This is a genomic window from Mesorhizobium sp. P160927, from assembly GCF_057766385.1.
In genome coordinates, this window is record NZ_JBYMDW010000001.1 from 3,826,756 (window position 1) to 3,839,826 (window position 13,071).

17 protein-coding genes and 1 tRNA gene are annotated in these 13,071 nt (G+C 61.9%); 7 read left to right on the forward strand and 11 right to left on the reverse strand.

Translation table 11 applies throughout. The features are described from left to right. Window positions 1-91 precede the first annotated feature (91 nt). The 5 genes from AC3CB8_RS18585 to AC3CB8_RS18605 form a co-directional block, all read right to left on the reverse strand. Complete coding sequence (locus AC3CB8_RS18585; protein WP_023773128.1) at window positions 92-403, reverse strand: PilZ domain-containing protein; 312 nt, start codon at window positions 401-403, stop codon at window positions 92-94. Between the two features lie 100 nt (window positions 404-503). Further along, a complete protein-coding gene (locus AC3CB8_RS18590; RefSeq protein ID WP_023783900.1) occupies window positions 504-992 on the reverse strand; it encodes an NUDIX hydrolase in 489 nt (162 codons plus the stop codon). Window positions 993-1,204: 212 nt separating this feature from the next. Next, window positions 1,205-1,705 carry a xanthine phosphoribosyltransferase gene (gene gpt / locus AC3CB8_RS18595; protein ID WP_015318084.1) on the reverse strand — a complete coding sequence of 167 codons (501 nt, stop codon included), beginning with the start codon at window positions 1,703-1,705 and terminating at the stop codon, window positions 1,205-1,207. 114 nt (window positions 1,706-1,819) lie between these two features. Next, window positions 1,820-2,653, reverse strand: a complete 834-nt coding sequence (locus tag AC3CB8_RS18600) for a universal stress protein (RefSeq protein WP_023773126.1) — start codon at window positions 2,651-2,653, stop codon at window positions 1,820-1,822. 81 nt (window positions 2,654-2,734) lie between these two features. After that, window positions 2,735-3,478 carry a competence/damage-inducible protein A gene (locus AC3CB8_RS18605; protein WP_352563151.1) on the reverse strand — a complete coding sequence of 248 codons (744 nt, stop codon included), beginning with the start codon at window positions 3,476-3,478 and terminating at the stop codon, window positions 2,735-2,737. A gap of 368 nt (window positions 3,479-3,846) precedes the next feature. On the opposite strand from AC3CB8_RS18605, the gene AC3CB8_RS18610 reads away from it, so the two are divergent. Further along, entirely contained in the window at window positions 3,847-4,131 is a 285-nt protein-coding gene (locus AC3CB8_RS18610) for a hypothetical protein (protein WP_023783903.1), read from the forward strand. 71 nt (window positions 4,132-4,202) lie between these two features. Here AC3CB8_RS18610 and AC3CB8_RS18615 read toward each other — a convergent pair whose 3' ends face one another. The 3 genes from AC3CB8_RS18615 to AC3CB8_RS18625 form a co-directional block, all read right to left on the reverse strand. Next, window positions 4,203-4,442, reverse strand: coding sequence for a DUF2188 domain-containing protein (locus AC3CB8_RS18615; protein WP_015318080.1), 240 nt, complete (start codon window positions 4,440-4,442; stop codon window positions 4,203-4,205). Between the two features lie 28 nt (window positions 4,443-4,470). Further along, on the reverse strand, window positions 4,471-4,794 hold the full coding sequence (locus AC3CB8_RS18620) for a DUF982 domain-containing protein (RefSeq protein WP_051407654.1): 324 nt from the start codon (window positions 4,792-4,794) through the stop codon (window positions 4,471-4,473). Between the two features lie 108 nt (window positions 4,795-4,902). Then, window positions 4,903-6,006, reverse strand: coding sequence for an NADH:flavin oxidoreductase/NADH oxidase (locus AC3CB8_RS18625; protein ID WP_352563152.1), 1,104 nt, complete (start codon window positions 6,004-6,006; stop codon window positions 4,903-4,905). 157 nt (window positions 6,007-6,163) lie between these two features. On the opposite strand from AC3CB8_RS18625, the gene AC3CB8_RS18630 reads away from it, so the two are divergent. Next, window positions 6,164-6,742 (forward strand): NUDIX domain-containing protein, encoded by a 579-nt coding sequence (locus AC3CB8_RS18630; protein ID WP_352563153.1) that lies wholly within the window; start codon window positions 6,164-6,166, stop codon window positions 6,740-6,742. A gap of 22 nt (window positions 6,743-6,764) precedes the next feature. On the opposite strand, the gene AC3CB8_RS18635 is transcribed toward AC3CB8_RS18630, so the two are convergent. Both AC3CB8_RS18635 and AC3CB8_RS18640 read right to left on the reverse strand, forming a co-directional pair. After that, window positions 6,765-7,304 (reverse strand): J domain-containing protein, encoded by a 540-nt coding sequence (locus tag AC3CB8_RS18635; RefSeq protein WP_023773120.1) that lies wholly within the window; start codon window positions 7,302-7,304, stop codon window positions 6,765-6,767. A 255-nt stretch (window positions 7,305-7,559) separates the two neighbouring features. Continuing rightward, complete coding sequence (locus AC3CB8_RS18640; protein WP_023795121.1) at window positions 7,560-7,871, reverse strand: hypothetical protein; 312 nt, start codon at window positions 7,869-7,871, stop codon at window positions 7,560-7,562. Between the two features lie 100 nt (window positions 7,872-7,971). On the opposite strand from AC3CB8_RS18640, the gene AC3CB8_RS18645 reads away from it, so the two are divergent. The 4 genes from AC3CB8_RS18645 (at window position 7,972) to AC3CB8_RS18660 (ending at window position 11,267) form a co-directional block, all read left to right on the forward strand. Next, window positions 7,972-8,691, forward strand: a complete 720-nt coding sequence (locus tag AC3CB8_RS18645) for a carbonic anhydrase (protein WP_023773118.1) — start codon at window positions 7,972-7,974, stop codon at window positions 8,689-8,691. Window positions 8,692-8,729: 38 nt separating this feature from the next. Further along, entirely contained in the window at window positions 8,730-10,160 is a 1,431-nt protein-coding gene (locus AC3CB8_RS18650; protein ID WP_352563154.1) for a patatin-like phospholipase family protein, read from the forward strand. 30 nt (window positions 10,161-10,190) lie between these two features. Continuing rightward, window positions 10,191-10,946, forward strand: coding sequence for a bestrophin-like domain (locus AC3CB8_RS18655; RefSeq protein ID WP_023783908.1), 756 nt, complete (start codon window positions 10,191-10,193; stop codon window positions 10,944-10,946). Between the two features lie 236 nt (window positions 10,947-11,182). Continuing rightward, window positions 11,183-11,267 (forward strand) — tRNA-Leu (locus AC3CB8_RS18660). A 508-nt stretch (window positions 11,268-11,775) separates the two neighbouring features. On the opposite strand, the gene AC3CB8_RS18665 is transcribed toward AC3CB8_RS18660, so the two are convergent. Beyond that, window positions 11,776-12,438, reverse strand: coding sequence for an outer membrane protein (locus AC3CB8_RS18665; RefSeq protein WP_352563155.1), 663 nt, complete (start codon window positions 12,436-12,438; stop codon window positions 11,776-11,778). A 188-nt stretch (window positions 12,439-12,626) separates the two neighbouring features. Between AC3CB8_RS18665 and AC3CB8_RS18670 the strand changes: the two genes are divergently transcribed. Beyond that, window positions 12,627-13,001 carry a SecDF P1 head subdomain-containing protein gene (locus tag AC3CB8_RS18670; protein WP_023773114.1) on the forward strand — a complete coding sequence of 125 codons (375 nt, stop codon included), beginning with the start codon at window positions 12,627-12,629 and terminating at the stop codon, window positions 12,999-13,001. Window positions 13,002-13,071: the final 70 nt, after the last annotated feature.

The window sequence follows — 13,071 nt, forward strand, 5'->3', positions numbered from 1 at the left end:
CCGGCGGCAAGCCGGTGCGATCAGCGACATGGGCGCGGCGAAACATTTGCTGGACGCCGCAAAAGGCCCGCCAAGCCGGTGCGCCTCGCCTTCAGCCGTAGTGTAGCTTCGGCTTGGGTTCGGTGCCGTTGAACTGTACGCCGATCCGCTCGCTGCGGCGCCAGCGGACCTCGCAGCGATAGGCCACGCCGTCGAGTGGTATGTAGAGAAGGAAATGATCGGGGACCCGGGCTTCGGCGGGTAATTTCAGTTCGGCGCCGCCCGCATGCTGGTTGCGCACCGTACAGGCGATTTCGGAATTCTGGATCCCCGTGATGACTGTTCCACCTTTGAGCACGCGCGGACGATGCTCGCGCTGCGGCTCGCCGGGATCGTGCTGAAGTGGGTCTGCGGGATTCGCCATCGATCAAACGCCAAGACTGATCGATCCTAACCAACAAAAATTAGCAAACCCTTGCGGCACAAGGTTGTGCGTCCGCCGCGATACACGCGAAAGGTGTCGATCAGGAGAACCTGCGTGGGTCGGCACAGAAATAGGCAATGATCTGGCAAAGGTCGGGTTCATTGACCATGCGCACGGCCTCGCTGGAACTGACCCATTTGCGGGTGCGGGAGTGCTTTTCCTTCCAGCGGTCCGCGACCTTTTCGACGTGCAGTGGGAACACCAGAACCTCGCAAGGCACTTCATCGCCCGAAGCCAGTACCTTGGCATAGAAATAACGACCGGCTTCGAGATGAGAGATGTTTCCGCGCAAGCCGGCTTCCTCGGCGGCCTCGCGGGCGGCCGCTTCGCAGAGCGGCTCCCTAGCTTCCGGCCAGCCTTTTGGGAGCACCCAGCGGCCAGTATCACGGCTGGTGATCAACATGACCTCGACGCCATTCCCGACATCGCGCCAGGGCAGGGCGGCAACCTGCAGACGGCACGGCGCCGTGCCGAAGAGTCGCCTGACCCTTTCAGCAAGGTGATTGTGCGTCGTTGGCCGTGTCAACATCGGAGAAGCTAGCCCCAGCCTCCAGAATCGTTTGCCGTCTCATGAATCTTACGGCTAATTGTGACCAATAAAAGTAAAAACTTCGGTCACGCTGGCTGATTGCCGCCAACAACGGTCGATTTCACAGGATACCTTGGCGGCGGGGCCCTCCGCGCAAGCAAATATTGCCCGTTCGGCATCGGCTTGATTGGAAAAAAGCAGCTTGCCGCGAATCAGCCGGCGTGATCGTCGGCGATCGGCTTCTGATAGGTGAAACCCATGTCCCAGGGAAAATAGATCCAGGTGTCCTGGCTGACCTCGGTGACGAACGTATCGACCAGCGGCCGGCCTTTCGGTTTGGCGTAGACGGTCGCGAAATGGGCCTTCGGCATCATTGCCCGCACGATGCCGGCGGTCTTGCCGGTGTCGGTCAGGTCGTCGACGATCAGCACGCCGGCGCCATCGTCGGCCAGCAAGGCCGGCGTGATCTCCTTCAGCACCTGCAACTGCCCTTGGCTGGTGTAGTCGTGATAAGAGGCGACACAGACCGTCTCGATCACGCGGATGCCGAGTTCGCGCGAAATGATCGCCGCCGGGACCAGGCCACCACGCGTGATGCAGACGATAGCCTTCCACTGACCTTTGCTGGTGCCGGCAAGCCGCCAGGCAAGTGCGCGCGCGTCGCGATGGAACTGATCCCAGGAGACCGGGAAGGCTTTTTCGGGAAGGGACATGTCTCGCGCACTCCACGGCACGCGGCGGCCGCGTGCAAGAAACAGGGAATGCGCGCGGAATTAACTGGAAACCCCCGGACTTGGCAAGGGCGGCCCGTAGCAATCGCTGTGGACTTATCGCGACAGGAAGGCCGCGACCTGTGCCGAGCGCAGCACCGTGCGTGTTACCCCGCCGAACAGCAGCTGACGCAGCCAGGAGTGGCTGTAGGCGCCAAGCACCAGCAGATCGGCGCCGGTCTCGGTGATCCTGTTCTGGATCATGTCGTCGACCGAGGTGCCGCCCGATTTCTGCACCGAGACGCTGACGGTGGCGCCGTGGCGCGACAGGGCCGACGCGATTTCGGCGCCCGCGGCCTCCGGGCGTTCGTCGAGCGAATCGGGCGGATCGATGACCAGTATGTCGGTTTTCTCGGCCTCGATGATGAAAGGCAAGGCATCGAAGGCGGCGCGCGCGGCCTCCTTGCTGCCGTTCCAGGCAAGCAGCACCCGTTTGAAGGTGGTGACCAGCGGGCCCGCACTCGGCACCACCAGCACCGGCCGGCCAGCGTCGTAGACAAGCGTATCGACGTCCGCGCTCGGATCGCCGCCGGTCTCGCGTTGGGCGGCGATGATGAGATCGGCGGCGCGCACGCTTGAAATGCCGGTCAGTGCGCTGTCGCCGGAGAAGCTCTCCAGGCTGCGCCATTCGAAGGAAAGGCCGGAATCCTCGATCCGCTTCACGAAGACAGCCTCGAGTTTGTCGGCCCGCTCCCGGTTCATGTCGGCGGACACCTGCAGGAATTCCGTATCGGGAAAGCCCGTGGCCGACGTGTAGGGCACCGGGAGCGCCTCGGCATGGATGCCGATCAGATGGCTCTCGAAGCGGCTGGCAAGCGGAATGGCGCAGTCGAGCACCCGCTCGGCGTCCTGCTCGTTCTGCAGAATGGCAATGATGGTCTTGAAACGCATGATGACCCCTCAATCCCGCGAGTGGCGAGCCCGCGGCAGGGAAACGTTGTAGCGTCGTTCTTGGTTCCGGTTTGCAGCGGATCAGCTCGCCTTAGCCGCGAAGCCTGCCACCAAGGCCTCGACATCGGCGCGCGCGGCTTCAAGCGCCTCCGCGCTGCGGGCACGAACGACCAGTTCGGTCCAGAACTTGCCGTCGCCATATTTGGGATAGGAGCCGATGATCGTATCCGGATGGGCTTTCTGGATCTCGCCCAATGGCCCGCCGACAAGGCCCTCGCCGAACGGACAGTGCACCGTGGCCGACAGCATTTTGGTGCCGGCTCTCAAGGTCGGCACGACATTGTCGAGCATGGCCTGGAAGATGGAGGGCACGCCAGCCATGACATGGACGTTGCCAATGCGGAATCCGGGCGCCACGGATACCGGGTTGTCGATATGGTCGGCGCCGCGAGGCATCCGCGCCATGCGCTTGCGCGCCTCCGTGTATTCGATGCCGCGCGCGGCATAGCTCGCCTCCAGCAGGGCATAGGCCTTGGCATCGTATTCGCAAGGCACACCGAATGCCTTGGCGATCGAATCGGCTGTGATGTCGTCATGCGTCGGGCCGATGCCGCCGGTGGTGAAGACATAGGTATAGCGTGCGCGCACGGCATTCACCGCCGCGACGATCTCGTCTTCCTCGTCGGGAACAATGCGCACCTCCTTCAGGTCGATGCCAATTGCCGTCATGATATCGGCGAGATGGCCGATGTTCTTGTCCTTGGTGCGGCCGGACAGAATCTCATCGCCGATGACGAGAATGGCGGCAGTGACGATTTCAGGCATGGAAGGCTCCGAAGGACGGGTCGCCTGAAATAGCGCGGCGGATGGACGGCGGCAATGGCCGTCCAAAGGCGAACGATAACACCTGCATTGCAGTACCCGGCGCGCTTGAGCAGGGTGGGAACAAGCCCTTCCAGATTATCCTCGGTCCCGGAGAGCGACGAAAGCCGAGGTGGTTGGCGACCTTGGCCACATGCCGCAAACCATCGCGCCCGAACAGGTCACATCCTTCGAGCGCATGGCGGCACACGCTTTGCCAACCCGGCATCACCGCCACTTCACGAGAATTTCAGGGAACCACGCGGCTGACGGGCAGGTTTACGCCATGTCGCATCCCAAGGCGGCCAAGATCAAGATACGGAGTAAAATCAATGTACAGGAAACTTTTCGCAGCATCCTTCCTGACCATCGGTCTCGCCACATCGGCGATGGCCCAATCGTCGGACGCTACCTATTCCAACCATCACAATTGGTGGCTGTTCGGCAATGAGGATTCCTCTGCCGTCGACCAGAGCACCACTGGCAGCATCAACGCCGACGGCTCCCGATTGAGCACTCTTGGCAATCCCGGCCCGGCCGGACCTTGTGCCTCAAGCACGCCAGGCCCTGATGCGAACGCGCAGGGCAACGTCAACGATCAGTATTGCGGTAAATAAATAGGCCAGCCGCGTATTGCCTGCCGCGGGACGCCGTCTCTCCTGGCGTCCGCGGCTGGCGCAGGGCTGGATCAATCCGAGATTTCAGTCTGAGGCCGATCGCGACCGTCGGCCAGTTCCTCGTGCCATTTGCCCTCGGCGTCCTCGTACTGGATGCCATCTGTGGAACCCGCCACCTGTTGTTCGGCCGAAGCGATCTCGGCGGCGCGCAATGCATCCTGATGGGTGGGAAATGTCTCCGAGAAGGTCGCACCGACCTTGTAGGCCCAGCCACCGTCATGCTCGACGATCTTGTAAGTCAGCTTCGCCATCTAAACCTCCAGTTAAAGGTCCGCCTGCTCAATGCAGCCGGTCATCGGGCAGCCGGTCGTCGGGCAGCCGGTCGTCGGGCAGCCGGTCGTCGGGCAGCTTGTCGTCGGGCACCAGCACTTCCGATTCCCTGGCGGCCTCGATCAGTGCCCGGCGCGCCTCCGCTGTCGAACGATAACCTTCCAGCACTTTGAGGCAAGTGTCGAGGGCATCACGATGACGAGGCCCGCGATTGAGCGGCCACACCGTCATCAGGCACTCGGCCGCCTCCTGGGTCGAGCGGATATGGCGATATTTGCCGACATGGCCAAGCTCGACCACGACCGGCGTTTCAAAGGGTTTGTTGTCCATCATCATGGCCGCAACGCAAAGCAGCCAATTTGGTTGCAAAAGTGGCCTTCGGCCTGCGCCCAAAGGTCGCGACGCCCTTGGGCAGCGCGCCGGTGCCGGGAGAATGGGCGATCAGCCGGCGGCCTTCATCCAATGTTCCATCGTCGTCACCGAGCGGGCGAGTTGCGGCGCCGGATGAATCTTTTCGCTGAACGTGGCGGCCGCACGCCATCCCCAGCGCGGATCGGCGAGGAAGGCTCGCGCCAGGGCCACCATGTCGGCGCGACCCTCCGCGATAACAGCCTCGGCCTGTTTCGGGTCGTCGATCAGGCCGACCGCCCGGGTCGGGATGCCCGCGCCCTTGCGCACGGCTTCGGCCAGATGCACCTGATAGCCGGGGCCGGTGGGCAATTTCTGCAATGGCGAATTGCCGCCGCTCGAGCAGCAGAGATAGGCGACGCCTTCGGCCTTCAGCGCTTTCGCCACCTCGACCGCGTCCGCGACGTCAAAGCCGCCATCGACCCAGTCCTTCACCGACAGCCGTGCGCCGAGCATCAGTTTCGGTGCGGCTTTCTTCACCGCCCTGGCGATCTCGACGACGAGACGCATCCGGTCTTCCAGCGAGCCACCCCAGCGATCCGTGCGCTGGTTGGACAGCGGCGACAGGAACTGGAAGATGAGGTAGCCATGCGCCGCATGCAGTTCGATGAAGTCGAAGCCGGCACGGTCGGCCCGCCTTGCGGCGTCCGCGAACCGCTCGACGAGCTGCAGGATTTCCTCGTCGTCCAGGGCGCGCGGCACGTTCCAGCCGGTGTCGTAGGCGATGGCCGAGGCCGAGACGGTCTGCCAGGGATCATCGTTTGGCTGCAACGGGCCGCCGCCTTCCCAGGGCTTGCGGTTCGAGGCCTTGCGGCCGGCATGCGCCAGCTGCGTGCCGAATTTGGTGCCGGGTGCGGCCACGCGCTTGGCCGCATCCAGCGCGCGTCGCGCGGCGGCTTCATTGTCTTCGGAGTAGAGGCCGAGACAGCCATGGCTGATGCGTCCGCGCCGCTCGACATCGGTCATCTCCACCGTGACCATGCCGGCACCGGACATGGCAAGGTTCATCCAGTGGTAAAGATGCCAGTCGCTGGCCGAGCCGTCCTCGGCGGAATACTGGCACATCGGCGCCACGGCGATGCGGTTGGGGAAGGTGAGCCCATCGAGGGTGATCGGCTGGAAAAGCGATGTCGTCATGGAAAAACTCCGAGAAGGGGAATGCGCTATCTAGGCGACGGCACCCGTCCATACCACACACGAGACGGTGAAGCGCGCTGGACCAATCGCTGGCCCGATTGCGCCTGTTCCGGTTCGCGGCTACGCCTGCGTCCGCCAGCCAGCATCGAGGTGTCATATGGAAGACCGCGTTCGTATCCGCTCGGAAGAGGTTCTCTCCGACGACTGGGCGGTCCTGAAAAAGACCGTGCTCGACTATCGCCGGCGCGACGGCCAATGGGAGACGCAGGTCCGCCAGACCTATGATCGCGGCGACGGCGCGGTGATCCTGCCCTATGACCCCCAGCGCTCGACCGTGCTTCTGGTGCGACAATTCCGCTATCCCGCTTACGTCACCGGCCACCGCGAGCCGCTGATCGAGGCCTGCGCCGGCCTGCTGGACGAAAACGATCCGGAAACCGCCATCCGCAAGGAAGCCGAGGAAGAACTGGGTTACCGGTTGAAGTACATCGAGCGGCTGTTCTCGCCCTATATGAGCCCAGGCAGCGTCACCGAGCGGCTCTGGTTCTTCGTCGCGCGCTACTCGCCCGCCGACCGCATCTCGGCCGGCGGCGGCGCTCCGGAGGAGGGCGAGGACATCGAGGTCCTGGAAATGCCGCTCGACGAAGCGCTGGCCGGCATCGCCGATGGCCGCATTGTCGACGCCAAGACCATCATCCTGATCCAGCATTTGAAGCTGAACCCAGTGACGGCTTGATCAGAGACCGAGCGATCTCAATTCAGCTCGCGTGACCCAACAGTCGGGTGGTGGCCGCGTCACGATGATGTTCGGAATTAACGCGATCGACGCCTTCGACGGTGATGGCGAACGTGCCGTTTTCCGTCCTGGCTATCCAGTCCTTCGCTTTCAGATACCAGAGGTGAAACTCGAGGTGCTCTTGCGGACAGCCTGACATTCGTTCGAGTTCTTCGTCGCCAATACCGGGATGGTTGACGTCCTGTCGGCGTTTTACATACAGCAGTGACAGCACTTTAGCTTGAATGACGGAATCTCGATCGAAGCCCTTTGTATTGCTCGCCTCATCGGTCAGCTCGGCCCGGTGGTTCAAATGGGCCTTGTACTGAATGTCGTACTGCGCACGCTTGACCGGATCCTTGAGCGTGTTGTGAGCCTCAAGAATATCGCTGAAGCGTGACTCGTTGCCGGTGACTTGGTTGTCGGGGTGGTAGCGCATGGCAAAATGACGAAAAATGCGTTCTATTGTTTCCGAATTGGCATTCGGACTGATTTCCAGCATTTCGTAGAAATCGATGAACATACCTGGCTTCCCCATCCCATTTTCGGCCGTTTCTGTCTCACCGTCAGGTGACAATTTTGGCGACGACCATAGAGTATATATTTCACGATTTACTAATGTGCCGAGCGTACAAAGGGACAGATACAGGAATTAAGCGAAAAAATCAGACCTTTGCGTCCTGAGCTGCAGACCTTGGTCTGGTAGCATTTCGCTCATCGGAGGCGGCTTGCCATGACCGATAAACCTTCTGAACCTCTAGTAGAGCGTCGGACGCACTTACGCGAGGTGGTTTTGAAGGAGGCGTTCATAATCACGCAGAATGGCGAAATAGGCTGCGCCGTCAGAAACCAGCATGAGCACGGCGCCGAGCTGCGTGTCGCTGCGGGGGTTGAAGTGCCAAATACCTTCCGGCTGCGCGTGCCTTTGGACGGTGCGAATTATCGAGCGGAAGTGCGCTGGAGAAAAGGCGAGCGACTGGGCATCCAGATCCACAGCAATTTCTCGCTTAAGGTCACCTAACAGGCGGTAAGCCGATTGATATGAGCGCACACCCAGCACTGCGTTGGGGTGGCTTTCGTCGTATCGCATCCCGGCCTCATCGCATAATCCTGACTTTGTCACCAATCGCTTGCCTACATATTAGAGCAAGCGCATATTATGCCTTGGGGACTAGGGCGGGGAATTAAGAATGTGCAGCACCTGTGATGGTACAGCGGTCGACCGGAGAGATTTCCTCAAAGTCGCCGCGGGGCTCGTTGCGTTCGGCGTTGGTGGCGCCACATGGTCGGCGCGCGCGGCCCAAGGTGCCGTGACCTCGCTGAGCCCCGATGAAGCGCTCGCCGCACTGAAATCCGGCAACGAAAGCTACGTCAGTCACCCGGAACTCTGCTCGATAGACCTTGCCGCGCAGCGGAATGCTGTGGCCGCACACCAGGCGCCCTGGGCCACGATCATCAGTTGCGCCGACAGTCGCGTTCCGCCTGAACTGATCTTCGGCGGTCACGGCGTTGGAGAACTGTTCGTCGCCCGGAATGCTGGCAACCTCGTCGACACTGCCACGCTCGGTACGGTCGAGTACGGGGCAGCGGTGCTTGGTTCGCCCTTGATCGTCGTTCTGGCGCACACAAACTGCGGCGCCGTCAAGGCGGCGTGCGACGTGGTGACCAAGAACGCGACCTATCCTGGTGCGATCGGCCCAATGATCGAACCGATCCTGCCCGCGGCGATAGCAGTGCGGAGCGAAGCGGGTGATTTCGTCGACAACACCGCCAAGGAAAGCGCACGGAGGACCGCGAGGCGCCTGGCCGCCTCGAGCAAGGTGCTGGCCGGCCTCATCAAGGCGGGGAAGCTGAAGATAGTCGCGGCAATCTATGATTTGCCAACGGGTGCGGTGACTTACGTCGAATGACACACCCGTCGTCGAGATCGAAGGCTCTGGGGGCCTCGATGCGTCGGCGTCTGGCTTGGCTGGCTTTGGCAGGCTCATTATTGAGCGGTTGCGCGACAAACGATGTCGAGCCGATCAACACCCATTTGACACAGGTCGGGCCGGGCTCGCCGGCGTTCATCCCGGATGCTGCCGACGACGGCTCGACCGTGGTCGCTCTGTCGTTCTCCGGTGGCGGGACGCGCGCCGCCGCCTTCGCTTATGGCGTGCTGAGGGCGCTCGACGACGTGACCATCGACAGTGGCCGGCGTGCCCATACGCTGATCGATGATGTGCGTGTCGTCGGTGGTGTTTCGGGCGGGGCAGTGACGGCTGCTTATCTCGGCTACAAGGGCCACGGCTACCGTGACCTGCGAGAGCGCTTCCTGATCCAGAATGCCGAGAGTTCGTTGCATACGGCAAGGCTCGCGCCGGCCAATCTGGCGCGGCTTTGGCGTGGTGGCGTCAACGACCGCGGCACCTTTGCCGCCTGGCTGAATAGAAACCTTTTCGATGGCGCCACCTATAGCGCCTTCAAGCGCCCCGGAGCGCCGCTTGTCTGGATCCATGCTTCCGATATCTACAACGCAACCGCCTTCGGCTTCACATATGACCGGTTCGCGGCGATTTGCAGCGATCTCGACAGGCTGCGCATCGCTGATGCAGTGGCGGCCTCAGCCGCGTTTCCGCTGGTATTCGCCCCTATGGTCATCTCGACGACCACGCCGCAAACCAAATGCAACTACAAGCAGCCGGCCTGGATCAAGCACGGGCTGCAGGATTCTGAAGCGGCGGTGCGGGTCAAAGCGGCGGCCCGGGCCATGGACTCCTATCAGAACAACGACCGCGTCAACTATATCAAGCTCCTGGATGGCGGTCTGACCGACAATATCGCCGTGGTCGGCTTCGCCGAATCGATCGACACCGCAGAGGACGCCCACAGTCCGCTGTCGCCACAAGCGGCGATCAGGATGCGCACCCTGATCATGATCGTGGCGGACGCCGGGCGACGGACCGAACCGAAGTGGGTCGAGGTCAAGCAGGGCCCAGGTCTGGTCGACATGATCGATGCTACCACGGGAACCTCGATATCGTCCTCGGTGCGTGATGAATTCGATGCCCTGAAGCTGGCGTTCCGGCTGTGGCGCCAGAAGCTGGTCAGGTATCGCTGCGGCCTCCCGACAGTCACGGTGGCGCGCTACCGCGGCAGCCTTGCCGGCTGGGACTGCCGCGACGTGAGGATGGCGGTGGAATTGGTCTCGTTTGGCGATCTGCCCCCGGCCGATCTGACCGCGCTGAACGCTATTCCGACCCGGCTTAGGCTGACGCCCGAACAGGTCGACAGAACCATCTCGGCCGGCCGCGATGCGGTGCGCGTCAACCCGCGCCTGCGGCAGGCGTTCGGCAGGGCGCAAGGACGCGCCGGAATCGTAATGGCGGTCATCAACTGACGACCTCCATTGCCAATCGGAATGAGCGGCATGCGCGAAGCTTTCATCGCAATGGTAATCTTCCTATGCCTGACGGTGGCCGCGCTCGCCAGCACGGCGATATGGCCAAAATTGTCTGCCAAACATCGCGACGACGACACGAACACCGTGGTTCGGCACGCCGCGAACCTGTTCGGGGTCATGACCTCGCTGATGCTCGGCCTGATGATCAACTCGGCCAGGAACACCTTCGAATCGATCGACCGCAACGTGCACGCCTATGCGACCGAATTGATTCTTCTCGACAGGACCTTGCGCCAATATGGCCCGCAAACCGACACGGTACGCCAGCCGCTGGTCGTCTATGTGCAGCGCGTGGCGGGTGATTCTTCGCCCACCGGCGAGACGCTGATCGCCGCCAACCGGCTCTCTGAACAGTTGCTGGCGGAAATCGGCACCCGGCTGAGTGCGCTGGCGCCGGCCGACGATGCGCATGGCTTCGTTGTGCAGGACGCCCGCCAGCATCTGCAGAAAGTGCTGGAGTTGCGCTGGGTGCTGATCGAGCAGTCGGAGGGCACGATCCCGGTGCCTCTGATCACGCTCCTGGTTACCTGGCTGGTGCTGATCTTCGCCAGCTTCGGCTTCAGGGCGCCACGCAATACGATCACCATTTCGACCTACGCGGTATCGGCGGCTTTGGTTGCCGGGGCGATCTACCTGATCTTCGACATGGACGTGGCTTTTTCCGGCCCGATCCAGATTTCAATGGCCCCGATGGAGAGGGCGCTGTCCGAGTTACAGCAGTGACCCGCAGTGGCCACGCCGGCTAAATGACGTTGCTGCGGTTCAACAGAGAAAATCCAAACAAATTTGAAGACCTTTCTGGCGCGGACAACGGGAACCGAACCCGCACGATCAGAGATCGGGGACTTTAAGTCTGTTTTTCGGCGAGGCCTCCCGCTCAATGACCCGGACAATCAAGTGCGCCAGCACGCCCCATGCTCTTTGCAAAATCCCGTACCACGCGTACATGTGCGGGCACTGCGGGCGTGGTGAAATTGGTATACACACCGGACTTAAAATCCGGAGGCCTCGGCCATGCGGGTTCAAGTCCCGCCGCCCGCACCATGCTACCCATGAGATCGAACGCATCACGGCACGACGGCAATCTAGGATGTCTAGAGTTGGCACGGCAAAAACTGAGGTTGAAAACCGTCGCAACTCAGGAAGTGCAGAGGCAAGGTAGGCTGCCAAGGTAAACAACTCAAAACGTTGCAGTGGACGCGTGGGACATTTTTAAGTCCCTTGCGTCTTCCCAATTCCACCACGTCCGCAGGCCAGCCGTCTTCAGATGTCACAGCCGTCAAGTCGTGTCCTACTGTGGCCGAACGCGCAACCCAGAGGAGGTGGCATAACGATACTGGCGCGATCACGGAATTATCCGCGCCGCGGACATCGGTAAATATCTGCGTGGCGGATCTGATCCGCCTAAGGCCGGCGCCTCTCAGGCCAACCCATCCCCCCGCCCACTTGGGGGCGCCGGCCGCCCCCTTCCAGCAGATAACCGCGGCCGTTGTAAGCCAGGGCCGAAAAAGTCACCCAAGGACTACGTTCAGAAGTCATCCGGGAACTACGTTCAGAATTTGTAGCTGAGATTGATGCCGACCGTGTTCAGTTTCACGCTCTGATCGCGATCGTTGAAGGGGGCTGGCGCCTCGTGGTTCTCTGAGCCGAAGTCATAGTAGCGATATTGCGCGCCGACGACGAACTTGTCGGTCAGCGCGTAGTCGACTCCTGCGCCGACGGTCCAGCCGACATTTGAGCCGGTGTTGTCAAACCCTGGCCCCGAGCTCTGCGACGTCTCGATGCCGGCAAAGGCAATGCCGCCGATGCCATAGACCAGCAGGCGGTCCATGGCGAAGCCGGCCTTGGCGTTGACCGACCCGAACCACTTGATGTCGGCGCCGAATGTATCTCCCAGGCCCGATTGCGCCGTGCCGTCGACCGAGGAATAGTTGAGGTCCGCCTCGGCGCCCAGCACTGCCTGATCGAACTGCCAGAGGCCTGCGACATGGCCGCCGACGAACCCGCCGTCGACGTCCGGCGTGATGGAAAATGGCGCGCCTTCCGTCGTGGTGATCTCGGAGCGGCCCCAGCCATATCCTGCCTGCAGGCCCGCATAGTAGCCGGTCCAGTCGAACCCAGGCGCGGTCATCGGCACATCGAATGTCGCGTCGGCGGCAAATGCCGGCACGGACAGGGCAAGAAGACCGGCACTCGCGACCATCAGGCGATGCATCGAACTCACCGAGAAGAGTCAAAGATCGTGCTCGGAGCCTAACCGGATTTGCGGCAAAACGGAATCGGATTTCTGCAAAGGTGGTTAGCGTCCTCGCGGGTCTCGAGGCGTTGGCGGGTAGCGTCCCGCCGCGATTGCGGTGGCGCGCGCCTCGTGCGAAACAGACCGCCATCGTGAGAGGATCCTCCATGCGCATCTTGTTCCGCTTGGTCGCGGCCGTCGCGACGGTGCTGGTCGGTCAGACCGCGGTGGCCGAACCATTGACGCTCATCATTGCCAGAGCCGTGGCCGTTCCCGATTCTGTCTCGGGGCAGGCCATGCTTAGCCTGAAACTCACTCCCGACAGCGGCAAAGCCTTTGCCAGGTTTACGGGGGCAAATGTCGGCAAGATTGTCGATCTCAGCATCGACGGCGCCGTGATGATGTCGCCGCGCATCGTGGAGCCGATACGCGGCGGCGAGATCATGGTCAGCGGCACATTCAAGCCGGGCGAGGTCGAGCGTATCGCCGAGCGGATTTCAGCCGGCGACGCCAAGGTCGAAGTCGACGTGAAATCCGAGTAATCCGGCAATCTCCAGGCAAATCCATTCTTCCTCGCTGGCCAAAACGCCGTCGGCTTGGCACAGTCGGACA

Coding starts and splice junctions, on each gene's coding strand:
- AC3CB8_RS18585 (WP_023773128.1), bottom strand. CDS start 403: ATGGCGAATCCCGCAGACCCACTTCAGCACGATCCCGGCGAGCCGCAG.
- AC3CB8_RS18590 (WP_023783900.1), bottom strand. CDS start 992: ATGTTGACACGGCCAACGACGCACAATCACCTTGCTGAAAGGGTCAGG.
- gpt (WP_015318084.1), bottom strand. CDS start 1,705: ATGTCCCTTCCCGAAAAAGCCTTCCCGGTCTCCTGGGATCAGTTCCAT.
- AC3CB8_RS18600 (WP_023773126.1), bottom strand. CDS start 2,653: ATGCGTTTCAAGACCATCATTGCCATTCTGCAGAACGAGCAGGACGCC.
- AC3CB8_RS18605 (WP_352563151.1), bottom strand. CDS start 3,478: ATGCCTGAAATCGTCACTGCCGCCATTCTCGTCATCGGCGATGAGATT.
- AC3CB8_RS18610 (WP_023783903.1), top strand. CDS start 3,847: ATGTACAGGAAACTTTTCGCAGCATCCTTCCTGACCATCGGTCTCGCC.
- AC3CB8_RS18615 (WP_015318080.1), bottom strand. CDS start 4,442: ATGGCGAAGCTGACTTACAAGATCGTCGAGCATGACGGTGGCTGGGCC.
- AC3CB8_RS18620 (WP_051407654.1), bottom strand. CDS start 4,794: ATGATGGACAACAAACCCTTTGAAACGCCGGTCGTGGTCGAGCTTGGC.
- AC3CB8_RS18625 (WP_352563152.1), bottom strand. CDS start 6,006: ATGACGACATCGCTTTTCCAGCCGATCACCCTCGATGGGCTCACCTTC.
- AC3CB8_RS18630 (WP_352563153.1), top strand. CDS start 6,164: ATGGAAGACCGCGTTCGTATCCGCTCGGAAGAGGTTCTCTCCGACGAC.
- AC3CB8_RS18635 (WP_023773120.1), bottom strand. CDS start 7,304: ATGTTCATCGATTTCTACGAAATGCTGGAAATCAGTCCGAATGCCAAT.
- AC3CB8_RS18640 (WP_023795121.1), bottom strand. CDS start 7,871: ATGCGATACGACGAAAGCCACCCCAACGCAGTGCTGGGTGTGCGCTCA.
- AC3CB8_RS18645 (WP_023773118.1), top strand. CDS start 7,972: ATGTGCAGCACCTGTGATGGTACAGCGGTCGACCGGAGAGATTTCCTC.
- AC3CB8_RS18650 (WP_352563154.1), top strand. CDS start 8,730: ATGCGTCGGCGTCTGGCTTGGCTGGCTTTGGCAGGCTCATTATTGAGC.
- AC3CB8_RS18655 (WP_023783908.1), top strand. CDS start 10,191: ATGCGCGAAGCTTTCATCGCAATGGTAATCTTCCTATGCCTGACGGTG.
- AC3CB8_RS18665 (WP_352563155.1), bottom strand. CDS start 12,438: ATGCATCGCCTGATGGTCGCGAGTGCCGGTCTTCTTGCCCTGTCCGTG.
- AC3CB8_RS18670 (WP_023773114.1), top strand. CDS start 12,627: ATGCGCATCTTGTTCCGCTTGGTCGCGGCCGTCGCGACGGTGCTGGTC.